This window comes from Streptomyces lasalocidi, from assembly GCF_005280215.1.
GTDB lineage: Bacteria > Actinomycetota > Actinomycetes > Streptomycetales > Streptomycetaceae > Streptomyces > Streptomyces longwoodensis.
The window spans coordinates 2,138,483-2,161,518 of sequence record NZ_SZNQ01000001.1 but is presented as its reverse complement, the minus strand read 5'-3'; the positions used below and the strand labels follow the sequence as shown (position 1 = coordinate 2,161,518).

The 23,036-nt window shown below is 74.0% G+C and carries 25 protein-coding genes and 1 riboswitch; of the genes, 12 read left to right on the top strand and 13 right to left on the bottom strand.

What is annotated here, in order from left to right; translation table 11 throughout:
- Nucleotides 1-15: 15 nt before the first annotated feature.
- A complete protein-coding gene (locus tag E4U91_RS39910; protein WP_071528813.1) occupies nucleotides 16-72 on the bottom strand; it encodes a trp operon leader peptide in 57 nt (18 codons plus the stop codon).
- Nucleotides 73-168: 96 nt separating this feature from the next.
- On the opposite strand from E4U91_RS39910, the gene E4U91_RS09670 reads away from it, so the two are divergent.
- A complete protein-coding gene (locus E4U91_RS09670; protein WP_137306469.1) occupies nucleotides 169-1,521 on the top strand; it encodes a class II 3-deoxy-7-phosphoheptulonate synthase in 1,353 nt (450 codons plus the stop codon).
- Between the two features lie 146 nt (nucleotides 1,522-1,667).
- Nucleotides 1,668-1,901 carry a (2Fe-2S)-binding protein gene (locus E4U91_RS09665; protein ID WP_137306468.1) on the top strand — a complete coding sequence of 78 codons (234 nt, stop codon included), beginning with the start codon at nucleotides 1,668-1,670 and terminating at the stop codon, nucleotides 1,899-1,901.
- On the opposite strand, the gene bfr is transcribed toward E4U91_RS09665, so the two are convergent.
- Nucleotides 1,898-2,383: a bacterioferritin gene (gene bfr, locus E4U91_RS09660; protein WP_137306467.1), complete on the bottom strand. Its 486-nt coding sequence runs from the start codon at nucleotides 2,381-2,383 to the stop codon at nucleotides 1,898-1,900. The genes E4U91_RS09665 and bfr overlap by 4 nt on opposite strands.
- A gap of 194 nt (nucleotides 2,384-2,577) precedes the next feature.
- Here bfr and E4U91_RS09655 point away from each other — a divergent pair, with 194 nt between their 5' ends.
- Entirely contained in the window at nucleotides 2,578-3,210 is a 633-nt protein-coding gene (locus tag E4U91_RS09655; protein ID WP_137306466.1) for a sulfite oxidase-like oxidoreductase, read from the top strand.
- 6 nt (nucleotides 3,211-3,216) lie between these two features.
- Here the strand turns inward: E4U91_RS09655 and E4U91_RS09650 are convergent, their stop codons facing one another.
- The 6 genes from E4U91_RS09650 to thiO form a co-directional block, all read right to left on the bottom strand.
- Nucleotides 3,217-3,687, bottom strand: a complete 471-nt coding sequence (locus tag E4U91_RS09650; RefSeq protein ID WP_137306465.1) for a DUF4396 domain-containing protein — start codon at nucleotides 3,685-3,687, stop codon at nucleotides 3,217-3,219.
- A 76-nt stretch (nucleotides 3,688-3,763) separates the two neighbouring features.
- The gene (locus E4U91_RS09645; RefSeq protein WP_137306464.1) at nucleotides 3,764-4,690 is read right to left on the bottom strand and encodes a deoxyribonuclease IV; all 927 of its coding nucleotides are present in this window, start codon (nucleotides 4,688-4,690) and stop codon (nucleotides 3,764-3,766) included.
- Between the two features lie 57 nt (nucleotides 4,691-4,747).
- Nucleotides 4,748-6,697, bottom strand: a complete 1,950-nt coding sequence (pknB, locus tag E4U91_RS09640) for a Stk1 family PASTA domain-containing Ser/Thr kinase (protein ID WP_168218091.1) — start codon at nucleotides 6,695-6,697, stop codon at nucleotides 4,748-4,750.
- A 282-nt stretch (nucleotides 6,698-6,979) separates the two neighbouring features.
- Nucleotides 6,980-7,774 carry a thiazole synthase gene (locus E4U91_RS09635; RefSeq protein WP_137306462.1) on the bottom strand — a complete coding sequence of 265 codons (795 nt, stop codon included), beginning with the start codon at nucleotides 7,772-7,774 and terminating at the stop codon, nucleotides 6,980-6,982.
- Between the two features lie 2 nt (nucleotides 7,775-7,776).
- Nucleotides 7,777-7,977: a sulfur carrier protein ThiS gene (gene thiS / locus E4U91_RS09630; RefSeq protein WP_137306461.1), complete on the bottom strand. Its 201-nt coding sequence runs from the start codon at nucleotides 7,975-7,977 to the stop codon at nucleotides 7,777-7,779.
- Complete coding sequence (gene thiO, locus E4U91_RS09625; protein WP_137306460.1) at nucleotides 7,974-9,161, bottom strand: glycine oxidase ThiO; 1,188 nt, start codon at nucleotides 9,159-9,161, stop codon at nucleotides 7,974-7,976. Before thiO ends, thiS begins: the two co-directional genes overlap by 4 nt.
- Nucleotides 9,159-9,270: riboswitch (TPP riboswitch) on the bottom strand. It overlaps the preceding gene by 3 nt.
- 51 nt (nucleotides 9,271-9,321) lie before the next feature.
- Between thiO and E4U91_RS09620 the strand changes: the two genes are divergently transcribed.
- The 6 genes from E4U91_RS09620 to E4U91_RS09595 all read left to right on the top strand — a co-directional run bounded on the left by E4U91_RS09620 (nucleotide 9,322) and on the right by E4U91_RS09595 (nucleotide 14,236).
- A complete protein-coding gene (locus E4U91_RS09620; RefSeq protein ID WP_137306459.1) occupies nucleotides 9,322-9,672 on the top strand; it encodes an avidin-fold protein in 351 nt (116 codons plus the stop codon).
- A gap of 44 nt (nucleotides 9,673-9,716) precedes the next feature.
- Entirely contained in the window at nucleotides 9,717-10,949 is a 1,233-nt protein-coding gene (locus E4U91_RS09615) for an NAD(P)/FAD-dependent oxidoreductase (RefSeq protein WP_174867920.1), read from the top strand.
- Between the two features lie 94 nt (nucleotides 10,950-11,043).
- Nucleotides 11,044-11,409 carry an Rv2175c family DNA-binding protein gene (locus tag E4U91_RS09610; protein WP_137306458.1) on the top strand — a complete coding sequence of 122 codons (366 nt, stop codon included), beginning with the start codon at nucleotides 11,044-11,046 and terminating at the stop codon, nucleotides 11,407-11,409.
- A 72-nt stretch (nucleotides 11,410-11,481) separates the two neighbouring features.
- Nucleotides 11,482-12,129, top strand: a complete 648-nt coding sequence (gene thiE, locus E4U91_RS09605; protein ID WP_137306457.1) for a thiamine phosphate synthase — start codon at nucleotides 11,482-11,484, stop codon at nucleotides 12,127-12,129.
- 161 nt (nucleotides 12,130-12,290) lie between these two features.
- On the top strand, nucleotides 12,291-13,214 hold the full coding sequence (gene metF / locus E4U91_RS09600) for a methylenetetrahydrofolate reductase [NAD(P)H] (protein ID WP_137306456.1): 924 nt from the start codon (nucleotides 12,291-12,293) through the stop codon (nucleotides 13,212-13,214).
- 56 nt (nucleotides 13,215-13,270) lie between these two features.
- Nucleotides 13,271-14,236 carry an SCO2102 family sporulation regulator gene (locus tag E4U91_RS09595; protein ID WP_137306455.1) on the top strand — a complete coding sequence of 322 codons (966 nt, stop codon included), beginning with the start codon at nucleotides 13,271-13,273 and terminating at the stop codon, nucleotides 14,234-14,236.
- A 45-nt stretch (nucleotides 14,237-14,281) separates the two neighbouring features.
- Here E4U91_RS09595 and E4U91_RS09590 read toward each other — a convergent pair whose 3' ends face one another.
- The 5 genes from E4U91_RS09590 to E4U91_RS09570 all read right to left on the bottom strand — a co-directional run bounded on the left by E4U91_RS09590 (nucleotide 14,282) and on the right by E4U91_RS09570 (nucleotide 20,426).
- Nucleotides 14,282-15,811, bottom strand: coding sequence for a phytoene desaturase family protein (locus E4U91_RS09590; protein ID WP_241678540.1), 1,530 nt, complete (start codon nucleotides 15,809-15,811; stop codon nucleotides 14,282-14,284).
- Nucleotides 15,812-15,898: 87 nt separating this feature from the next.
- A complete protein-coding gene (locus tag E4U91_RS09585) occupies nucleotides 15,899-16,516 on the bottom strand; it encodes a DUF4126 domain-containing protein (protein ID WP_137306454.1) in 618 nt (205 codons plus the stop codon).
- A gap of 337 nt (nucleotides 16,517-16,853) precedes the next feature.
- The gene (locus E4U91_RS09580; RefSeq protein WP_137306453.1) at nucleotides 16,854-17,480 is read right to left on the bottom strand and encodes a TetR/AcrR family transcriptional regulator; all 627 of its coding nucleotides are present in this window, start codon (nucleotides 17,478-17,480) and stop codon (nucleotides 16,854-16,856) included.
- Nucleotides 17,481-17,524: 44 nt separating this feature from the next.
- Complete coding sequence (locus E4U91_RS09575; RefSeq protein ID WP_137306452.1) at nucleotides 17,525-19,609, bottom strand: YhgE/Pip domain-containing protein; 2,085 nt, start codon at nucleotides 19,607-19,609, stop codon at nucleotides 17,525-17,527.
- Nucleotides 19,581-20,426, bottom strand: coding sequence for an ATP-binding cassette domain-containing protein (locus E4U91_RS09570; protein WP_137306451.1), 846 nt, complete (start codon nucleotides 20,424-20,426; stop codon nucleotides 19,581-19,583). Before E4U91_RS09570 ends, E4U91_RS09575 begins: the two co-directional genes overlap by 29 nt.
- Nucleotides 20,427-20,613: 187 nt before the next feature.
- Between E4U91_RS09570 and E4U91_RS09565 the strand changes: the two genes are divergently transcribed.
- From E4U91_RS09565 to E4U91_RS09555, 3 genes are all read left to right on the top strand, one after another.
- Nucleotides 20,614-21,216 carry an SAV_6107 family HEPN domain-containing protein gene (locus E4U91_RS09565; protein ID WP_137306450.1) on the top strand — a complete coding sequence of 201 codons (603 nt, stop codon included), beginning with the start codon at nucleotides 20,614-20,616 and terminating at the stop codon, nucleotides 21,214-21,216.
- Nucleotides 21,217-21,392: 176 nt separating this feature from the next.
- Nucleotides 21,393-22,217 (top strand): methyltransferase, encoded by an 825-nt coding sequence (locus E4U91_RS09560; protein WP_168218089.1) that lies wholly within the window; start codon nucleotides 21,393-21,395, stop codon nucleotides 22,215-22,217.
- 316 nt (nucleotides 22,218-22,533) lie between these two features.
- Nucleotides 22,534-22,926: a DUF3040 domain-containing protein gene (locus tag E4U91_RS09555; RefSeq protein WP_137306449.1), complete on the top strand. Its 393-nt coding sequence runs from the start codon at nucleotides 22,534-22,536 to the stop codon at nucleotides 22,924-22,926.
- The last annotated feature ends 110 nt before the right edge of the window (nucleotides 22,927-23,036 follow it).

The window sequence follows — 23,036 nt, the reverse complement described above, 5'->3', positions numbered from 1 at the left end:
CGTGCGTACGCGCAGTCAGTGGGCCGCCGGATGAGCGGTCCACCACCAGTTCTGGGTCGAATGCGCGAACATGCGACGCACCCTACCGCATGTCCGGGGAGCGTCTGACGTGTCTCATTTGCTGGGCACCGGCCGGAGGCCCCGACGGCACCCCGTAGTGTTGGGACCGTGACCGTGAACGCTAAGACCAGCGCGAGCGCTGGCAACACCTGGCGAAACCTGCCCGCGGCGCAGCAGCCCGAGTACCCCGACGCCGAGGCTCTGCGCGCAGTGATCGCGGACCTCGAGTCGTATCCGCCGCTCGTCTTCGCGGGCGAGTGCGACCAGCTGCGCGCCCGGATGGCGGCCGTCGCCAAGGGAGAGGCGTTCCTCCTCCAGGGCGGCGACTGCGCCGAGGCGTTCGACGGGGTGTCCGCCGACCACATCCGCAACAAGCTGAAGACGCTGCTCCAGATGGGCGCCGTGCTGACGTACGCCGCGTCCGTCCCCGTGGTGAAGGTCGGCCGCATCGCCGGCCAGTACTCCAAGCCGCGCTCCAAGCCGAACGAGACCCGCGACGGGGTGACCCTGCCGGTCTACCGGGGCGACTCGGTCAACGGCTTCGACTTCACGCCCGAGTCCCGCATCCCGGACCCCGAGCGGCTCAAGCGCATGTACAACGCGTCGGCGTCCACGCTGAACCTGGTGCGCGCCTTCACCACCGGCGGCTACGCGGACCTGCGCCAGGTGCACGCCTGGAACCAGGACTTCGTGCGGTCCTCGCCGTCCGGTCAGCGCTACGAGCAGCTGGCGCGTGAGATCGACAACGCGCTGCACTTCATGCACGCCTGCGGGGTGGACCCGGAGGAGTTCAAGACGGTCGAGTTCTTCTCCTCGCACGAGGCGCTGCTGCTCGACTACGAGTCGGCGCTGACCCGCGTCGACTCGCGCACCGGGCGGCTGTACGACGTCTCCGCGCACATGGTGTGGATCGGTGAGCGCACCCGGCAGCTGGACCACGCGCACGTCGAGTTCGCGTCGCGGATCAGCAACCCGATCGGCATCAAGCTCGGCCCGACGACCACGGCCGAGGAGGCGCTGCAGTACATCGAGCGCCTGGACCCCGAGCGCGAGCCCGGCCGGCTGACGTTCATCGTCCGGATGGGCGCCGACAAGGTGCGCGACAAGCTGCCCGAGCTGGTCGAGAAGGTCACCGCGTCCGGTGCCACCGTGGCCTGGGTGACCGACCCGATGCACGGCAACACCTTCGAGGCGGCCTCGGGCCACAAGACCCGCCGCTTCGACGACGTGCTGGACGAGGTCAAGGGCTTCTTCGAGGTCCACAAGGCGCTCGGCACCCACCCGGGCGGCATCCACGTCGAGCTGACCGGCGACGACGTCACCGAGTGCGTGGGCGGCGGCGACGAGATCTTCGTCGACGACCTGCACCAGCGCTACGAGACGGCCTGCGACCCGCGGCTCAACCGCAGCCAGTCGCTGGACCTGGCGTTCCTGGTCGCGGAGATGTACCGGGACCAGTGAGCACGTAGCACACGAGCACGTGCGTGGGGCGCGGATCACACCGGATCCGCGCCCTTCCGCACTGTTGCGGCCCTGGACGGCCGGGTAAGGTTAGGTTTGCCTCACCGAGACCTCGGGAGGGTACGACCGACCAGTCCCGGCGGGAGGTGGACCGCGTGTTCGTGTGCAGCTGCTTCGGCATCACCGAACAGCAGGTCAAGCAGCACGCGGAGAGCGGCGCCTGCACCCCGCGCCAGATCGCCTCCGCCTGCAAGGCGGGCACGGACTGCGGCTCCTGCGTGCGGCGCATCCAGGCGCTCCTGGGCCGGGGCGCACCCCCGCGCGGCGAACTCGTCACGCGGCCGGCGGCCGCCGTGGCGCGACTGGACGAGGCGGCCTAGTCCGAACTGTCCGGCTGCTCGATCAGCTGGGCGATGTACAGCGCCTCACCGAGCTTCTCCACCAGCTCCAGCTGGGTGTCGAGGTAGTCGATGTGGTGCTCCTCGTCCTCGAGGATCGCCTCGAAGATGTTCGCGGACGTGATGTCGCCCTTCTCGCGCATCACCCTGATGCCCCGCCGGAGGCGGTCGATCGCCTCCACCTCGACCTCCCGGTCCGCCTGGAACATCTCCGTGACGGTCTGGCCCACCCGCACGTGGAACAGCCGCTGGTAGTTGGGCAGCCCCTCCAGGAACAGGATCCGGTCGGTGAGCACCTCGGCGTGCTTCATCTCGTCGAACGACTCGCGCCGGGTGTACTTCGCGAGCTTCGTCCAGCCGAAGTTCTCCTGCATCTTCGCGTGCAGGAAGTACTGATTGATCGCGGTGAGCTCGCCGGTGAGCTGCTCGTTGAGGAACTCGATGACCTCGGGATCGCCCTGCATCGCAGCGGCTCCTTCCACATGGGGGGACGGGGGAGGTTGCCGCCGCATGATTGCACCGGCCCCGAAGATCGTCCAGTAAGTGCTGGCTTAGTAGGGCTCGTCCTGGTTAGGGGGTAGGCGACGCTTGATCTGCGATGCCCCTTTCGAGCCTTGGGTGGTCCTGTGCACCGGCGCCCGTCTGTCAGGATGGAGACATGGGTCATCCGGTGGAGCGCACGTCAGGAGAAGCAGCAGCGTCCGACCTTCCGCCGGGGCAGCGAGTGCAGCGTGGCTGGCCGGTCACGCACTACGGGCCGGTGCCGAAGTTCCGCCCCGAGCGCTGGGAGTTCCGGGTCTTCGGCGCCACCGCCGACGGCGGGAAGCGCGTCTGGACCCACGAGGAGTTCACGGCCCTGCCGTACGCCACCGTCCTCGCCGACCTGCACTGCGTGACGAAGTTCAGCATGCTCGGCGCCGAGTGGGGCGGTGTCCCGGCGCGCACCGTCCTGGAGCTCGCACCGCCGGCGCCCGAGGTCACCCACGTGATGGTGTGGGCGGAGTACGGCTTCAGCTCCAACCTCCGCCTGGCCGACTTCACCGCCGAGCGCACCCTCTTCGCCACGCACAAGGACGGCGAGCTGCTCACCGCGGAGCACGGCTTCCCGCTGCGCCTGGTGGTGCCCCACCTGTACGCCTGGAAGGGCCCGAAGTGGGTGCGGGGCGTGGAGTACATGACCACCGACCGGCGCGGCTTCTGGGAGGAGCGCGGCTACCACAACATCGGCGACCCCTGGAAGGAACAGCGCTACTCCTACCAGGAGGAGCCCGGGGACGGCCCCGAGCTCTGACTCCCGTCAGTGGTGGTACCGGTGCACCACCGCGTGGCCCTTGCCCCGGCCGATCATCCACTTGTTCACCGGCGTGGTGACCAGGAAGGCGAGCACCAGGGAGAGGGCCAGCGACACCCAGAACAGGGCGTCGGACAGGCCGGAGTCCATGGCCCGCGGCCACAGGGCGATCACGCCGTTGTCGATCAGCTCCATCACGGCGATCGACAAGGTGTCCGCGGCCAGCGCCACCCGCACGGCGGCCCGCAGGCCGACGCCCGCCCGCAGCACGCCCCGCAGGGTGAGCGAGTAGCCGAAGAAGAAGGCCAGCACGATCGCGAGCACGGTGGTGGCCAGGTTCCCCCACCCGAGCGCGGTGCCGACCACCATCCCGAGCACCTCGCCGATGGCACACCCGGTGAGGCAGTGCAGCGTGGCCTGGACGGCCATGGCCCAAGGGGCCGGTGCGGAGTGATGTGCGTGCGCCTCGTGCTGCATGAGAGCCCCCAAAGCCCGGATACGGTTCCTGCGGTTCCTGCACCGTCCGGAACGATATACCCCCTGGGGGTATTCCCTACCGTGGCTCGCCGACGGCCGTCTCCCGCAGCTTCTTCAGCCGTTCGACGTCCGCCGCGTGGCCCTCCTTGCCGCCGGGGGTCTCGATGACCAGGGGGACGCCCGCCGTCGCCGGGTGGGTCATCAGGGCGCGGAACGGGTCCTCGCCGATGTGACCGGCGCCGATGTTGGCGTGGCGGTCCTTGTGGGCGCCGACGACGTCCTGGGAGTCGTTGGCGTGGATCAGCTTCAGGCGGCCCTCGCCGACCGTGTCCACCAGCAGGTCGAGCGTCTGGTGCGCCCCCGAGGGGCCGGTCAGGTCGTGGCCGGCCGCGAAGACGTGGCAGGTGTCCAGGCAGACGCCCAGCCGGGGGTGCGCGTCCAGCGCCTCGAAGTACGGCCCGAGGTCCCAGGTGCGCGAGCACAGCGACGCGCCCTGTCCGGCCGTGGGCTCCAGCAGCAGGAACGGGTCGTCGTCGTGGGTCAGTTCGTCCAGCAGCGGCAGCAGGTGCTCGCGGACCTGCGCGAGGGCCACCGACCGGTCCCGGCCGCCCGTCGCGCTGCCGGTGTGCACGACCACACCGAGCGCGCCGATCGCCCGGCCCCGGCGCAGCGAGTGCCGCAGCGACATCACCGACCGCTCCACCGTCGCCCCGGTGTGCGAGCCGAAGTTGATCAGGTACGGCGCGTGCACGTACGCCGGGATCGACTCCGCCGCGCAGGCCGCGCGGAACGCCTCGTCCTGGGCCGGGTTGCCGGTGGGCGTGGCCCAGCCGCGCGGGTTGGCGACGAAGACCTGAACGGCCTCGGCGCCCAGGTCACGGGCGTAGGACAGGCCGACGGAGTGCAGGCCGCCGGCCACGGGCACGTGGCTGCCGACGGGGTTGCGGGGGAGGGGCGGCCGACGGGGCCCCGCCCCTGCGAGGGGCGACTGATCGGGACTCACCCGTTCAGGGTGTCATGTCCGCCCGGGGCGCCCGTCCCCGGTGGGTGGTGGCCTGCGTCACCGGATGGTGATCGTGATCGTCGATCCCTTGGGCGCCGTGTCCCCGCCGTCCACGGACTGGTCCTTCACCGTGTCCCCGAACAGTCCCAGCAGGCCGCGGTCCTCCTTGACCTTGAAGCCCGACTGCTCCAGCAGCGACGTGGCGTCGTCCACGCTCGCGCCCACCACGTCCGGCACCTCGACCATCTCCGGGCCCTTGGACAGGGTCAGCGTCACCGTGTCGCCGTCGGCGGCCCGGCTGTCGGCACCCGGGCTCTGCGCGGCGACCTGGCCCTTGTCGAACTCCGAGGTGACCTGCTGGTCGGCGACCTCCACCTTCAGGCCGGCCTTCTCCAGCTCGGCCCGGGCGTCGTCCAGGTCGTCCCCGGTGACGTCCGGGACGTCGATCGCCTCGCCCTTGCTGACGACCAGCGCGACGGCGGAGCCCGCGCGGCGCTCGGTGCCCGCGCCCGGGGTGCTGCCGACGACGAAGCCCTTGGGGACGTCGTCGCTGAACGCGCGGGTGACCAGGCCCGGCTCCAGGCCGTCCGACTTCAGCGACTCCCTCGCCTTGTCCAGCCGCAGCCCCTTGAGGTCCGGCACCTCCACGGTCTCCGGGCCGTCGGAGACGGTGACCGTCACCGTGTCGTTGCCCCGGATCCGGGCGCCCGGCTCGGGGTCGGTGCTGATGACCCGGCCCCGCTTGACGGTGTCGCTGTACGCGTGCTTGACCTTCGTCTCCAGCCCGGCCGCCCCGAGCCGCTCCTCGGCCTGCGCCTGGGTCTGCGTGAGCACCGCGGGGACCTTGGTGAACTGGCCCGAGTTGATGTACCAGAAGCCCGCGCCGACCCCGAACACCAGCAGCACCGCGGTGACCACGGCGAGCAGCCGGGGCCGCACCCCGCGCCGCGCCGGCGGCAGCGGGGCCGGCGACGCCAGCCGCGACGTCCGGTGCAGCCCGGCGTCCGGGTCCGGCGCCGAGCCGTGGGGGAGGCGGAGCTCGTCGTCGTTCACGGGCAGCCGGCGGGGCACGGTCAGCGCGCGCGGGATGACGCTCGTGCGGTCCTCGGCGTTGTCGTGCTCCGCGGAGCGTGCCTGCGGCGGCAGCGCGTCCAGCTGCTCCTCGGTGAGGGCGGCCCGCGCCTCCAGGACCCGCGCCAGCAGCGCCACCGCGTCGTGCGGGCGCACCTCCGGCGAGCGGGCGGTGGCCGTGGCGACCAGCTCGTCCAGCTCGTACGCCATCCCCGCCACCGATGCCGACGGCGGGGGCACGTCCTCGTGGAGGTGCTTGTAGAGCACGATCGCCGGGGTGTCGCCGTGGTGCGGCTTGGCGCCGGTGAGCGTCTCGTAGAGCATCACCCCGCACGCGTACACGTCGGCGCGCGCGTCGGTGACGCCCTGCTCGATCTGCTCCGGCGCCAGGTAGGAGACGGTGCCGAGGACGGCGCCGGTGGTGCTGGTGACCGTGTCCACGGACCGTACGAGGCCGAAGTCGGCGACCTTGACCCGGCCGTCGTCCCCTATCAGCACGTTCTCCGGCTTCATGTCCCGGTGCACGAACCCGGCCCGGTGCGCGGCGCCGAGCGCGGCCAGCACCGGCTCCAGGATGTCCAGCGCGGCCCGCGGCTGGAGCGCCCCGCGCTCGCGCAGCACGTCGCGCAGCGTGCAGCCGGCGACGTACTCCATGGCGAGGTACACGTACGCCCCGTCGGCGCCCTGGTCGAAGACCTGCACCACGTTCGGGTGGGCGAGCCGGGCGACCGACTTCGCCTCCCGGATGAACCGCTCGACGAACGACACGTCGGCCGCCAGCGTCGGGTGCATCACCTTCAGCGCGACGACGCGGTCCAGGCGGGTGTCCACGGCCCGGTAGACCGTGGCCATCCCGCCGACCGCGATCCGCGCCTCGACGCGGTAACGGCCGTCGAGCACCTGCCCGACGAGAGGGTCCTGGAGGGTCGTGTCCACGCAGGTGAGTGTACGAGCCGCCACTGTCACCCCCGGCCGCAGCACAAGCCCGGGACGCGACTGAAGCCGAGCTGTGACGCCCGGCCCGCCGGGCGGGGGCCGGGCGGGCCGGGCGTCGGGGCGCGTGCTGTCCGCGGTGGCGTCGTCGAGCCGGCCGCAGGGGTGGCGGGGGCGCGTCGGCGGCTGCGGCTCGTCCGTGGCCGGTCGCGCAGTTCCCCGCGCCCCTTGGAGGCACGGACACGGGAGCCACCTCGACGGGGCCCCGCGCCACCTGGAGCCGGCTCAGAACGCCGGGCGTTCCGGGTCCAGCGCCGCCAGGCCCTCCGCGGGGGAGGAGGCCAGGGCGAAGTGGCGGCGGGGGATCCGGCCGGCCCGGTACGCGAGGCGGCCGGCCTCCACCCCGGCCCGCATGGCGTGCGCCATCCGCTCGGGGTCGTGCGCCCGCGTCACCGCCGAGGCCAGCATCACGGCCGCGCACCCCAGCTCCATCGCGAAGGCCACGTCCGAGGCCGTGCCGGCCCCCGCGTCGAGGATCACCGGCACCCCCGCCCGCTCCACGATCAGCTGGAAGTTGTGCGGGTTGCGGATGCCGAGCCCCGAGCCGATCGGGGAGCCCAGCGGCATGATCGCCGCGCAGCCCACGTCCTCCAGCTTCCGCGCGAGCACCGGGTCGTCGTTGGTGTACGGCAGGACCGTGAACCCCTCGTCGACCAGGATCTCCGCCGCGTCCAGCAGCTCCACGGGGTCGGGCAGCAGCGTCCGCTCGTCCGCCACCACCTCCAGTTTCACCAGGTCCGTGCCCAGCGCCTCGCGCGCCAGGCGTGCGGTCAGCACCGCCTCCCCGGCGGTGAAGCAGCCCGCCGTGTTGGGCAGCACCCGGATGCCCAGCTTCTCCAGCACGGACAGCACCGAGCCGTGCACGTCGGGGGTCACCCGCCGCATCGCGACGGTGGTCAGCTCGGTCCCGGACGCCACCAGCGCCCGCTCCAGCACCTCCGGGCTCGGGGCGCCCCCCGTTCCCATGATCAGCCGGGACGAGTAGGTCGTCCCCCCGAGGACGAACGGATCGTCGGCCATGGTCAGCCTCCTTGGACGGCGGTCAGCACCTCGACCCGGTCCCCCTCGGACAGGGACGTGGCCGGCCACTGCGCGCGCGGGACGACGGTTTCGTTGAGGGCGGCGGCCACCCCGGAGGGCGCCGCGGTCAGGGACCGTACGACGGCGTCCAGCGCCGTGCCGGGGGCCACCTCGTGCGGCTCCCCGTTCACCGAGATCCTCATGCGGGCAGCTCCGAGAGTGCGGCCCGGGCGGGCAGCGCGGCGGGCGCGGCGGAGAAGCGCCGCGGGGTGAACGGGCGGGCCTCCTCGGGCAGTTCCCCGGTGGCCAGGGCGTGCGCCAGCGCGTCCCCGGTGACCGGGGTGAGCAGCACGCCGTTGCGGTAGTGCCCGGTGGCCAGCAACAGCCCGTCCAGCGCGGACGGGCCGAGCAGCGGCGCGTTGTCGGGCGACCCGGGACGCAGGCCGGCCCGGGTCTCGGTGAGCGGCAGCTCGGTGATCCCGGGCACCAGCTCGTGCGCGTCGCGCAGCAGCTCGTACACCCCGCCGGCCGTGACGGTGGTGTCCCAGCCCTGCTCCTCGCTGGTGGCGCCGACGACCAGTTCGCCGTTCTCGCGCGGCACCAGGTAGACGTGGCTGCCGCGCACCACCGCGCGCACCGTCCGGGTCAGGAACGGCGCGGCGCGCTCGGGCACGGTCAGCCGCAGTACCTGGCCCTTGACCGGGCGCACGGGCGGCAGCACGTCCCGCGGCACGCCCGCCAGCCGTCCGCTGAGGCTCCCGGCGGCGAGCACCACCTGCCCCGCGGCCAGCTCCGTCCCCGCGCGGGTCACCGCCCCGGCCGCCCGCTCCCGCACGACAATCAGCCGCTCGGCCCACTCCCGGTGGAAGGTGACGCCGGCCCGTTCGCAGGCGGCCACCAGCGCCGCGGCCAGCCGGCGCGGGTCGACCTGGTGGTCGCCGTCCACCCGCAGCCCGCCGCGCACGCCCGGCGCGAGCATCGGCTCCAGGCGCCGGCACTCGCGCCCGGACAGCCACTCCGACGCGAGGCCCGACTCCCGTTGCAGGGCGTGCAGTTCGCGCAGGTGGGCGCGGTCGTCGGCGTCCAGCGCGACGGCGAGGGTGCCCGAGCGCCGGTAGCCCAGGTCGTGTCCGGTGAGGTCGGTGAGCTCGGCCGCGAAGTCCGGGTAGCGGTGCGCCGAGGCGAGGTTCAGGGCGAGCAGGGTCTGCTCGCCGTGGTGCAGTTCGGTGACGGCGGCCAGCATCCCGGCGGCCACCTGGGCGGCTCCGCCGCCCGGTTCGGGGTCCAGCACCGCGGTGGTGAACCCGCGCTGCGCGGCCCGCCACGCGGTGACCAGGCCGATGATCCCGCCCCCTACGACGAGGACGTCTGACGTACGCGACGACATGGGCGTCCAGCCCCTCCCTTCGCCGGCATGACCCGGATCAGGTTCGTACGGTCGGAGGCCGCCAGCCTCCCTCTCAGCCCGGTGCGTCCGGGCTCCCGCGAGTGCTCTACGGTGGCCACCCTAGCCCGTGCCGTCCGCCGCAGTAAGGGAGCCCGTGACCATGACCCGCTCGCTGGACGGGCTGACCCTCGCCCCCGTCGCCGACCAGGCGCCGGGGCAGGTGGGCACCCGCACCCGCTTCGCGTACCACGAGCGGGACGGCGTGGTCTGGGCCGAGTACACCGGCGGTGACGTCGTACGCGGCCACCTGGTGGGTACCCGTGAGGGAGATCGGCTCGACTTCCGCTACGTCCAGCTCAGGACCGACGGCACCACCTCCTCGGGGCACTGCGTGTCCACCGTGGTGGAGCTGCCCGACGGGCGCGTGCGGCTCGAGGAGAGCTGGTCGTGGGAGTCGCAGGCGGGCGGCGGGACCAGCGTTGTGGAACAGGTCACGGAACCCGACGGCTGACTGACGATCCGTCAGGTGTCTAAGGTGATCAGGTGAGCGAGCAGATGGGACCCGACGACAGGCCGGCGGTGCGGCGCGTGGTCGTCGCCGGCGCGGGCATGGCCGGGGTGCAGACCGCGGTCGCGCTGCGCGAGCAGGGCTTCACCGGCACGGTGACCGTGATCGGCGCCGAGCCCCACCAGCCGTACGACCGGCCGCCGTTGTCGAAGGCCGTGCTGCTCGGCACGGCCGAGGGCTCCGCCTTCGACGTCGACTTCGACGCCCTCGGCATCGAGCTGGTCCTCGGCCGCGAGGTCACCGGCCTGCGCCCCGCCGACCACGCACTGGACACCGAGGCCGGACCGGTGCCGTACGACGTGCTCGTCGTGGCCACCGGCGCCGAGCCGGTCCGGCTGCCCGGCGCGGAGGGCGTGCCCGGCGTCCACCTGCTGCGCACCCTGGACGATGCCGAGCGGCTGCGCCCGGTGCTCGCCCGGCAGCACGACGTCGTGGTCGTCGGCGCCGGCTGGATCGGCGCCGAGTTCGCCACCGCCGCGCGCGAGGCCGGCTGCGCGGTCACCGTCGTGGAGGCCGCCGACCGCCCGCTCGCCGGCGCACTGCCGCCCGAGGTCGCCGCCCCGATGACGGCCTGGTACGCCGACGCGGGCGCCGACCTGCGCACGCACGCACGCGTGGCGCGCGTCGAGCCCGGCACGGTGCTCCTGGACGACGGCACCCGGCTGCCCGCCGGCGCCGTCGTGGTCGGCATCGGCGCCCGCCCCGCCACCGCCTGGCTGGCCGGCTCCGGCGTCGCCCTGGGCGCGCACGGCGAAGTCGTGGCCGACTCCGGGCTGCGCACCTCGGTGCCCGACGTGTACGCGGTCGGCGACTGCGCGTCCTTCCCCTCCGCCCGCTACGGCGAGCGCCTGCTCGTCCACCACTGGGACAACGCCCTCCAGGGCCCGCGCACGGTCGCCGCGAACATCCTGGGCGAGGCCACCGGCGAGGCCCCGCAGGTGTACGACCCGGTGCCGTACTTCTGGTCGGAGCAGTTCGGCCGGTTCGTGCAGTACGCCGGCCACCACGGCGCGGCCGACGCCACGCTGTGGCGCGGTGACCCGTCCGGTCCCGCCTGGACGGTGTGCTGGCTGCGCGAGACCCGCCTGGTCGCCCTGCTGGCCGTCGGCCGCCCGAGGGACCTGGCCCAGGGCCGCCGCCTGATCGAGTCGGGCACCCCGATGAACCCCACCCTGCTGACGGACCCGGCCCGCCCCCTGAAGAAGGCCACCACCGCCTGACCGGGGCCGGAGCACCCCCTCGCGGCCCGGGCGCACCCACCGGACGGCCACCGACACATCGCGGGCGGGCCCGCCGAGCGCCTACCCTGGACCCGTGACCGAGATTGACGCGAACATCGATGCTCTCGTGCCCGACTGGCTCACCCTCCCCGACATCGCCGACATGCTCGGCGTCGAGGTGACGCGTGTGCGGCAGCTGGTCAAGGAGGGCCAGCTCATCGCCGTACGCCGCGGCGAGAACAAGGCACTGCACGTCCCCGCCGCCTTCATCGACGAGGACAAGGTGGTCAAGGGCCTGGTGGGGACCCTGACGCTGCTGCGGGACGACGGCTTCACGGACGAAGAGATGATCGAGTGGCTCTTCACCCCGGACCCGAGCCTGCCCGGCACGCCCGCGCAGGCGCTCAGCGAGAATCGCGGCACGGAGGTGAAGCGCCGGGCCCAGGCGCTCGCCGTCTGATCCACGCACCGCACACCGTCCGGCGTACGGCGGCACCCGCCGCCGTACGCCCGCCCACCGGGGGAACCACGCATGTCCGACACCGCCCGCGCCCGCCTCGCCGACGCCCGCCTCTACCTGTGCACGGACGCCCGCAGGCGCCAGGGCGACCTGCCGGAGTTCCTGGACGCGGTCCTCGCGGCCGGCGTGGACGTCGTGCAGCTGCGCGACAAGGGTATGGAGGCCGGTGAGGAGCTGGAGCACCTGCGGGTGTTCGCGGACGCCTGCGCCCGGCACGGCCGGCTGCTCGCCGTGAACGACCGCGCGGACGTCGCCCACGCCGCCGCCGCCGACGTCCTGCACCTCGGCCAGGGCGACCTGCCCGTGCCCGCGGCCCGCGCGATCCTCGGCCCGGACGTGCTCGTCGGCCGCTCCACCCACAGCCCCGCCGAGGCGGAGGCGGCCGCCGTGCAGGAGGGCGTGGACTACTTCTGCACCGGCCCGTGCTGGCCCACCCCCACCAAGCCGGGGCGCCCCGCGCCGGGTCTCGACCTGGTCCGCCACACCGCCGCCCTCGGCGCCGACCGCCCCTGGTTCGCCATCGGCGGCATCGACCTCGACAGCCTGGACGAGGTGCTGGCGGCGGGGGCCCGGCGGGTCGTGGTCGTCCGGGCGATCACCGAGGCGGACGACCCGGGCGCGGCGGCGGCGGAGCTGGCGAAGCGGCTGCGGTCGGCGTGACAGACCCCGCCGTCCGAGGGTGAACGGTGTGACGGACCCCGCCGTCCAAGGGTGACGGTGTGACGGACCCCGCCGTCCAAGGGATGGACAGGGACCCGGCAAATCGGGCAAATTTCCGGCGTCCGGTTGGGTGACCGTCCACCCCTGGCTAACCTGCGGGTATGGCCCTCGGCACCGCATCCATCAGGTCGGACCACGCGCGCACCGTCCGCGACATGCTCGCGACCGGCAAGACGACGTTCTCCTTCGAGTTCTACGCCCCGAAGACCCCGAAGGGCGAGCGGAACCTGTGGAACGCCCTGCGCCGGGTCGAGGCCGTGGCCCCCGACTTCGTCTCCGTGACCTACGGCGCCGGCGGCTCCACGCGCGCGGGCACCGTCAAGGCCACCGAGGCCATCGCCTCGGACACCACCCTCACGCCGATCGCCCACCTCACCGCCGTCGACCACTCCGTGGCCGACCTGCGCAACATCATCGGGCAGTACGCGGACGCCGGGATCCGCAACATGCTCGCGCTGCGCGGCGACCCGCCGGGCGACCCCATGGGCGAGTGGGTGCCGCACCCCCAGGGCCTGACCTACGCCGCCGAACTGGTCGAGCTGATCAAGGCGTCCGGCGACTTCTGCGTGGGCGTGGCGGCCTTCCCCGCGATGCACCCGCGCTCCGCCGACCGGGACGTCGACGTCCGCCACTTCGTGGACAAGTGCCGCGCGGGCGCGGACTACGCGATCACCCAGATGTTCTTCCAGCCGGAGGACTACCTGCGGCTGCGCGACCGGGTCGCGGCCGCCGGCTGCGACACCCCGATCATCCCCGAGGTCATGCCCATCGCCAGCGTCAGGACGCTGGAGCGCGTCCCGTCGCTGACCAACGCGGCCTTCCCCGCTGCGCTGAAAGAGCGGATCCTCACAGCAAAAGACGATCCGTCCGCTGTACGCTCCATTGGCATCGAGTTCGCCACGGAGTTCTGCGCCCGGCTACTGGCCGAGGGAGTGCCCGGACTGCACTTCATCACGCTGAACAACTCCACGGCGACGCTGGAAATCCACGAGAACCTCGGTCTGCACCACCCACCGCAGGCCTAGACCGGTCGCACGGTCGTACGACACACTGCGTAACGGTCACCGGGAGAGGGGCGTACATGGGCTGGGCGGTCCTCTACATCGCGTTCGGCGTCGTCGCACTGTGGCTGCTCGGCGAAGTGCTGCTGCAGTACAAGGCGCGGCTGCGCTGGCGGCTGCTGGCGTTCGGCGGGTTCCTCTGCGTCGTCGTCGGCGTGCTGATCCCGTCCGTCGTCGTCATCGGCCTGGGTGCCGCCGCGTTCGCGGTCGGGCAGACCTACGTGACGCTGTCGTTCCGCCGCGGCTTCGAGGCGGGCTGGGCCGTCAAGCGCCCGGACGCCGGCACCGTCCCCGCCAAGCGCCGCCGCGGCAGGGCGGAGCGCCAGGAGCCCGCCCTGGAGGTGTCCGACCCGCAGGCCCCGGTCCACGGCGTGGGCGACGACCCGTACGGCTCCGGCGCCCCGGCGTACGACACGGCGAAGAGCGGCTACGACGCCTACGACGACGACCACGACGACGTCTTCACCCCGGCCTCCGACCGGCCCACGGCCGACGGGACGGGCGCCGTCCACGAGCCGCAGCCCCTCCCGGACGACACCGGCTCCTACGGCGTCTACGGCGACGACCGCACCGGCGAGCCGCAGCCGCAGGACCAGTACGCTACCGCCGCCCAGGGCACCGACGCCTCCTACGGCTACGACGCCTACCAGGGCTACGGCCAGCAGGGCTACGGCTACGACACCACCGGGCAGCAGCAGTACGCCGCCTACTCCGACCCGTACATCGGGACGCAGACCTACGGCAGCGGCTACGACACCGGCTACGGGCAGGGGCAGTACCACCAGCAGGGCTACGGCGACCCGTACGGCACCGGCGGCTACGGCGGGGAGACCCCGGCCAGTGGGGTGTGGGTCCCGCAGCAGCGCACCACCGACGACCCGCTGGGCGGCGAACTGCCGCCGGAGCAGCCCTACTACCAGGGCGACGGACAGCAGCAGGGGCAGCAGGGCCAGGGGCACGGCTTCGACGAGCAGTACCGCTTCTGACGCTCCTTCACCGCACGCCGTCTCCCTGACGCAGCGTCACGGAGCTCACTGGGAGCCCCGGAAGTCCGGTCCCTCCACGATCAGCCCGGCCACCAGCGCGCCCGACATGCCCGCGTGGGGCAGTCCGCCGCCCGGGTGCGCCCACCCCCCGACCCGGTACAGGCCGGGCAGCCGCGTGGTGTTCGCCGGACGCAGGAACCGGCCCCCGGCGGCGGCCAGCGCGGGCGCGGGGACCTCCCCGCGCGGGGTGCCCGTCTCCTGCGCCGTCTGCCGGGGCGTGTGCGCCTCGTGCCACAGCAGCCGCTCCCGCAGCCCGGGCACCGCCGTCCCGGCGGCCTCCAGCACCCGCTCCGTCCAGCGCCGCACGGTGTGCTCGTCCGCCCAGTCCGCGCCCGCCGGCACCACCGCGGTGACGGTCACCGACTCGTGGGCGTCGTCGGGGCGCAGCGCGGGGTCGTCGGGGCGCAGCACCGTCACCGTCGGGGACGGCGGTGCGTCGCCGCCGGGGAAGGCGAGGAAGTCCGCCTCGGCGTCCGCGTCGGGCGCGTGGACGACCGTGCGGTGCGCGGCCCCCGCCTCGCGCGGGCCGCGCAGCGCCAGCAGCAGGGTGAACCGCCCGGGCACGGCGGGCTCGGCATCCGCCCGCACGTCGCCCTCGGCATCCAGCGGACGGTCCGTCAGGGCCCGCAGCCGCGCCGGATCGACGCCCGCGACGACGTGGTCCGCCTCGACCACCGTGCCGCCCCCGGCGCCCGGCGCACCGGCCAGCTCCACGCCGACGGCCCGGCCGTCCCGCGTCACGATCCGGGTCACCTCCGCGCCGAACACGAACTCGACCCGGCGCTCCAGGCACCGCTCGTACACCGCGCGCGCCAGCTCCCGCAGCCCGCCGCGCACGTACCAGGTGCCGAAGGCGTGCTCCAGGTACGGCAGCACGGCCGCGCTCGCCGGAGCGGTGCGCGGGTCCAGGCCGTACGCGAGCGCGTGGCTCGCCAGCAGGGCCGCCAGCCGCTCGTCACGCAGCTCCCAGGCGCCGATCTCGGCCAGCGTGCCCGCCCGCCGAGTGCGCAGCAGCCGCTTGTGCGGCACGGCCGGATACGGCTCGCGGTCGGCCAGCACCTGCCAGTTGGGCCACAGCGGCTCCTCCAGCAGCGGGCGGCGCGTGCGGTCCCAGGCCTCGCGCGCCCGCACCAGGAAGTCGCCCCAGCGCTGTCCGGCGCCCGCGCCCAGCGCCTCGTCCAGCGCCGCGACGACGCCCGCGCGCGAGGCGTTGGGCAGGGACACGCGGGTGCCGTCCGCGAAGACGTGCCGGGAGGACGGGTCGACCTGCACCAGCTCGACGACGTCCTCCAGCTGCCGCTTGCCCGTCTTGACGAACAGGTCGCGGTACACCGCGGGCAGGTGCAGCAGCGCGGGGCCGGTGTCGAAGGCGAACCCGTCCCGCTCGACGCGGCGCAGCGCACCGCCGTACGTCTCCGTCCGCTCGTACACCGTCACCCGGTGGCCCGCGACGGCCAGCCGGGCGGCGGCCGCCAGGGCGCCCGTCCCGGCGCCGATCACCGCAATCGCTGCCATGCCCGCGACTCTATCCGCCGCCACCGACAACGCCGTGGCGGGCCTGACCAGCGCCGTCGCGGGGTGCGTGGGCCCCGTGGCGGCGCCTCACCAGGGCGGTGGCCCGGTCGGCCGTCCCACGAGGCGCCGCTCCTCGCGGCGTTGGGCCCGGCGGCGCAGGAACCGGCGGATGCGGGACACCAGGAAGAACAGCGCCACCAGGCCGAGCAGCAGCAGGGTGCCCGCGATCACCGCCGCCGCCACGGGGTGGAACACCGCGAACGCGACGAGCGCGCCCACCCCGAGGTCCTCCGCGATGCTCACGGCCACGTTGCTGAACGGCTCGGGCGAGGTGTTCACCGCCATCCGCGTCCCCGTCTTGACCGCGTGGCTGGCCAGCGCGGTCGAGCCGCCCACCAGCCCGGCGGCAACGTCCGAGAGCGAGCCGCTCTGTCCGGCCAGCAGCGCGCCGACCCAGGCGCCGGCGGCCGGGCGGACCACCGTGTGCACCGCGTCCCACGCCGAGTCGACGTAGGGGACCTTGTCGGCGACCGCCTCGCACAGGAACAGCACGCCCGCGATGACGAGGACCTCGGGACGCTGGAGCGTCGCCGGGACGTCGTCGCTCAGGCCGGTCGCGCCGAGCACGCCGAGCAGCAGCACCACCGCGTAGGCGTTGACGCCGCTGGCCCAGCCACTGGTGAACACCAAGGGGAGTACGGACACGCAGGCGATCGTAGCCAGCCGGACGCGCCACGTCCCGGGGCCGGGCACACAGCCGTGAGTATCCGTACCTAGGGAGCGAGTTGAGTACGCGCGCGGATGGGGGGCGACCTGCCCGGACGGGAGAGTGGGGACACGGGAAAGGGGCACGGCGCCGGCACCGCCGACACGGGGCGGCGGAACGGCGCCGGCCCTCGACCCGCTCCTTCCGCCGGCACCGTCGGCGGGAGCGCCGGTTCGCGGTGGCCCGCGGGGGACGCGGCCACGGCGGACCGGCGCTCCGCGTGCCCGCGCGCGTGGGCCGCCGCCGGTCGTGCGGGCCCGGGCGCGGCGCCGCCGCTCAGCCCTTGCCGCTCACGCGGCCCTGCAACAGGCGGGACAGGGCCGCGTGCACGTCGTCCAGGGACCGTTCCGGCTGGAACGCCTGCCAGTCCAGGGCCGCCACCAGCACCATGCCGACCAGCGCGGCCGCGGTCAGCGGCACGTCGATCTCGTCGCTGAACTCGCCGTGCTCGATGCCCTCGCGCAGCACGCCCTCGACCACGGCGACCGCCTCCTGCCGGACCACCAGCAGCGTCGACTGCCAGGCCCGGTTGGTGCGCCACAGCTCGGCCACGTAGAGCTGGGTGAAGGCCGGGTAGCGGTCGATGAACACGAGTCCGGCGCGGATCATCGCGTCCAGGGCGTCGACCCGGGTGCCGCCCCCGCGCGCGGTGCGCTCCGCCGCCTCCCGCAGGGACGCCGTGAGCAGGCCCACGCCGTGCCGCAGCAGCTCCTCGAAGAGGACCGACTTGCTCGCGAAGTTGTAGTAGACGGTTCCCTTCGCGACGCCCGCCCGCTCGGCGATCTCGTCCACGGTGGTGGCGGAGAAGCCCTGTTCGGCGATGAGGGTGACCGCCGCCTCATAGAGCTTCTGCCGGGTGGCCTCGCGGCGGCTGCGGCCGCCCGGGGTGGTGCTGCTGTCCATGGCCCCGATTGTCACAGGAACCCGACCGTGCCCACGCCGCTCCTTCACAGGCTGAGCTCCGGGTGCAGCCGGTCCAGGGTCCACACCTGGCGTCGGCGGGCCGACAGCGCGGTGAGCGCCAGGGCCCCCGCGGTGAACGCGACGAGCACCCCGCACGCGTGCCACACCGGGCCGAGGCCGCCACCCGTGATGAGCCGGCGCAGCGCCTCCACGACGTAGCTCATCGGGAGGAACGGGTGCAGGGCGGTGAAGAAGCCGGGGCTCGTCTGCACCGGGTACGTGCCGCCCGCCGAGGTCAGTTGGAGCATCAGCAGGGCGAGCACCAGGATCCGGCCGGCCGGGCCGAAGCGCGCGTTGAGCCACTGCACCAGCGCCGCGAAGCAGGTCGCGACCAGGAAGAGGAAGCCCACCGTGCCGGCCGCCCGGACCATCCGCAGGCCGATCGCCCAGTGCAGCACGGCCAGCAGCGCCGCCGTCTGGAGCACGCCGACCGCGACCACCGGGAGCCAGCCCGCCAGCGCGATCCGCCACGCCGGGGCGCCCGCGGCGAGCGCGCGCCGGTTCAGCGGCGGGATCAGCATGTAGGCCACCATGGCGCCCACCCACAGCGACAGCGGGATGAAGTACGGGGCGAAGCCGGTGCCGTAGTTGGGTGCCGGGTGCAGGTCGTGGGAGGCGAGCCGCACCGGGTCGGCCATCACGGAGGTGCGGGCGTCGCGCTCCCGCTCGTCGTAGTCGGGGATCTTGGCCGCACCGTCGTGCAGGCCGCCTGCCAGCCGGGAGGAGCCGTCGGCCAGCTTGAACATGCCGCCGTTCAGGTCGTCCGCGCCGGTCTCCAGCCTGCCGACGCCCTGGTCCAGCGTCGTCGCGCCCTTGTCGGCGGTGCCGAGCCCGGTGTGCAGCTTCTTCGCGCCCTCGGCGACCTTGCCGGCGCCGTCGTTCAGCGCGTTGACCTTCTTGACGGCGTCGTCGAGGTCCTCGGTGAGGTGCGGGGCGCGGTCGGCGAGCGCCTGGGCCTGCTGCTGGAGGGTCGTCAGGTCGCTCTTCATGGCCGCCAGGTCGCCGTCCTGGTCGGCGATGAGCGTGTTCAGGTCGTCGGCGACCGTCACCACGTCGGCCGCCGCGTCCCTGGCCTTGCCGAGACCCTCGCAGGCCGGGTCGGGCGGCACGGGCTCCTCGCAGCGCGCGGTGTACGTCCCGGACAGCAGGTCGGACGCGGTGTGCGCGTCCTCGGCGGCGGCCGGGGCCCGCTTCACCAGCGTGTCGAGGTGGTCGCGGACCGTCTGCGCGCCGTCGGCGACCAGCTGGGCGGTGTCCCCGATGGCCGCCTCGTTGTCCGCGAGGAACGGCCGTACGGCCGCCGAGACCCCGTTGACCTTGTCGGCGAGCTGCTGCGTGCCGTCCGCGACCCGCTGCGAGCCGGTCTCCAGGTCGCCCGCCGCGGTGTCCAGCGTGCTCACGCCCTTGGCCAGCTTGCCGCTGCCGTCCTTGGCGGTGGTCAGCCCGTCGGCGAGGGCCTGCGCCCCCTTCTCGGCCTTGCCGATGCCGCCCTCGAGGTCGTCGGCGCCGTCGGCGGCCTTCTCGGTGGCGCCGTGCAGGTCGGAGAACGAGATGAAGATCCGGTCCAGGAAGGACCGGGCGGCCTTGGTGGACGCGGCGGAACGCACCTCGTTGAACACCGTGCGGGAGATCTGCCCGACGATGTAGTTGTTGGCGTCGTCGGTGCGCACCTGGAGGGCGCCGGTCTCGGGCGCGTCGCCCGCGCTGGAGGCGATCCGCCGGCTGAAGTCGGCGGGCACGGTCAACGACAGGTAGTACCGGCCGTCCTCCACGCCCGCGCGTGCCTCGCGGGCACTCACCTCGTGCCAGTCGAAGACCCGGCTCTCGCGCAGCCCTTCGGTCAGGTCGGCACCGGCGTCCAGCCGGTCGCCGCCGACGGTCGCGCCCCGGTCGTCGTTCACCAGCGCCACGGGGATCCGGTCGAGCCGCCCGTACGGGTCCCAGAACGACCACAGGTACAGCGCGCCGTACAGCAGGGGCAGCAGCAGGAGCGCCACCAGCGCGGCCCGCGGGAGGCGGCCCCGGCCGAAGCGCCGCAGCTCAAGAACGGCCAGTCTCGACGAGCGCATCGCCGTCCTCCTCGTCCTCGTCGTCCTCGTCGCTGTCGTGGTCCTCGTGGTCCTCGTCGTGCTCGTCGTCCTGGTCCCGGGTGGACGCCACCACCGCTCCCTCCGGGGCCTCGGCGCACACGGCGACCACCGTCGTGCCGTCCTCCGTGAGGGACCGCAGCAGCTCCCACGCCTCGGCCCGCTCGTCCGGCGAGAGCTTCAGGTCCACGTCGTCCACACCGAGCAGGCGCGGCCGTCCGATCAGCGCCAGCGCGACCGACAGCCGCAGCCGCTCCACCCGCTCCAGGTCCCGTACGGCGGTCCGCGCGCCCTTGGGCAGTGACTGCGGGTCCAGCCCGGCGGCGTCCAGGGCACGGTCGATCGCCTGCCGCGCCGCACGCGCGCGTTCCCGGCGCGGCCGCAGCAGCCCCCGTACGGAGTCCCCGAACCGCCGCTGGAGCAGGGCCCGCTCGCGCAGGTGCTCGGCGACGGTCAGCGCGGGGTCGAGGTCGGTCACGCCGGGCACGTGGGCCAGTGCGCTCACCCGGCGCACGGCGGCCATCCGGCGGGGCAGCACGAGGCCGCCGACCAGGGCCGTGCCCTCCGTGGGCCGCATCCGTCCCGTCAGCGTGAGCAACAGGCTCGTGCGGCCCGACCCGGACGGCCCGACCACGGCGACGAGCGCGCCGGGCCCCGCCGTGACGCGCACACCCCGGTACGCCCAGCCGCGCGGCCCCCTCAGCCCGAGCCCCCGGACGTCGAGGGACAGCCCGGCCGTCCCCGCTGCCCCGGCCCCGCCACCGTCCCGTTCCGGACCGGCGCTGTCGTGTGCCCCCATCGCCCCCATGCGCATCCCCCCGGCCGCGCCGTCCCTGGCCGCCCTGTTTTGAACTGACTGGTCAGTCCAAAAGCTACTCCGAACGCCTCTTCGAAGCAAAAGCCCAGTTCAGAACGGATTGTCAGTGCCATACCTCACGATGGGGGCATACGGCCATAGTGCCGACCCAGACGACAGGAGGTTCGTCATGGCCAGCTACCCCGCCGGCGCCGCCCGCCGGCGTCGCGCCCCCGGCCCTGCCCCCTCACTGACCGGCCCGGCGAGCGACGTGCACCCCGTGCTGCGCCGGGCCACCGCCCCGCCCGCCGCGCTCGACCTGCTCGCCCAGGCCCGCGCCGGACTCGACGAGGCGGCCGTCCTCGAAACCCCCAACGAGCGGTACGCGACGGCCCACCTCGCCGCCCTGCGCACCGCCGCCGCCGTCCTCGCCGCGCGGGGCCGCCCGGAGACCTCCGCACGACGCCGGGCCCGCATCCGGAGCGCCTGGGAAGTGCTCCCCGAGATCGCACCCGAACTCGCCGAGTGGAGCGCGCTGTTCGCCTCCGGGGCCGCGCGCCGCGCCAGGGCCGAGGCGGGCATCCCGGGCGCGGCCGGCCGCCGGGACGCCGACGACCTGATACGCGACGTGGCGATGTTCGTCCGCCTCGTCGAGCGCATGCTCGTCCTGCAGCCGGTCCTGCCGCAGCCCCGGCGGGACCGGGACGACCGGGCCGACCCGGGCGACCGCGCGGACCGCGACGACCAGGAGGGCCGCCCAGGAGACGACCGCCGGCTGCCGAACGCGGGCTGACGTGCCCGGGCCCGCCCGGGGCCCGGTGGTGCGGCCCGCACGCGGGTGACCTCGCGGGGCGCCCGAGGCAATAGGGTGGAGAGCGCATGAGCCTCCCCTCCCGCAGGCCGGAGCAGGGAGGCAGCCCGTTCGCTCCGCCGCGCAAGAGGCGGTGCCGCGCCGAGGAGTCAACTGCCGTGTCGGATCCGATGCGCCCGCCCGTCTCCCCCCAATCGCACGGGACGTCGCTGCGCCCCGACCCCTCCCGCCCCCGCGCCTCCCTGCGCACCGCCGTGGTCTGGGAGGTCCTCCAGGACGCCCTGGACCGTCGGGTGAAGGCCACCGGCCGTGCCTGCCTCGACGTCCTCGACACCGGCGGCGGCAGCGGCAACTTCGCGGTGCCCGTCGCCCGCCTGGGCCACCGCGTCACGGTCGTCGACCCCAGCCCCAACGCGCTGTTCGCCCTGGAGCGCCGGGCCGCCGAGGCCGGTCTCGCCGACCGGGTGCACGGTGTGCAGGGCGACGCCCACGGCCTGTTCGACGTGGTCGAGCGCGGCGGCTACGACGTCGTCCTGTGCCACGGCGTCCTGGAGTACGTCGACGACCCGGTCGAGGGCGTGCGCAACGTCGTCGCCGCGCTGCGCTCCGAGGGCGTGCTGAGCCTGCTGGCGGCGGGCCTCGGCGGCGCGGTCCTGGCGCGGGCGCTGGCCGGTCACTTCAAGGAGGCCCGGCAGGCCCTGGGCGACCCCGACGGCCGCTGGGGCGAGGGCGACCCCGTGCCGCGGCGCTTCACCACCGAACAGCTCACCGGCCTGGTCGAGCGCGCTGGCCTGCGGGTCGCGGCCGTCCACGGGGTGCGGGTCTTCGCCGATCTGGTCCCCGGTGTGCTCGTCGACACCGAGCCGGGTGCGCTGGACGCCCTGCTCAAGCTGGAGGAGGCCGCCGCCGAGCTGCCCGCCTTCCACTCCGTGGCCACCCAGCTCCATGTGCTCGGTGAGACCCGCGGGACCTCGGAGGCGTAAGTGCCCCGTGGGACGGCAGCGCGAGGAGTCGCGTTCGTCGCCTCCCGTGAAGAAGCCGCTCATCAGCGGCTCGAGGCCGGATGGAGTACGCCACAGGCCCCCCGTTCGGGCGCTCTGCGCCGTATGATCGAGGGAGACCGCCCCGGCATGACGGGCCGGCCGTTGGGGAATGGAAGCCTCAGCGGGCCGGGACCGCCCATGGCGGGTTCCGGTTGGCCAATTGGCGCAGAGGGGCGGGTTTCACGGGGGCGATTCCCTGCCTATCCTGAAGGGACCCCCCGGGTCGCCCCGGCGACTGCACGATGAGGAGGACTCCGTGCCGCTCTCGGAGCACGAGCAGCGCATGCTCGAGCAAATGGAGCGAGCGCTGTACGCCGAAGATCCCAAGTTCGCGTCGGCGCTCGAGGGAAGCGGGCTGCGTACGTACACCCGTCGGCGGGTCTACCAGGCGGTCGCGGGCTTCCTCGTAGGAATCGCGCTCCTCATGGCCGGTATGGTCGCCAAGCAGGTCTGGCTCAGCGTGGTGGGGTTCCTCGTCATGCTGGGGTGTGCCGTGCTCGCCGTGACCGGCTGGCGCAAGGCCCCCAAGCCGGGCGAGCAGCCGGCCCCCGGTGCAGCGCCCGTCCGTGGCCAGGCGCGCCCCAAGCGCTCGGTAATGGACCGCATCGAGGAGCGCTGGCAGCGCCGCCGCGACGAGCAGGGCCACTGACGCCTCCGCCCACGGGGCGGCCGGTTGTCGAGCAGTCCCTCGTCGAGCACTTCTCGGTCGAACAGTTCTTCGTCAGGGGGTGACCACCCAGGTGGTCACCCCCTGACGCA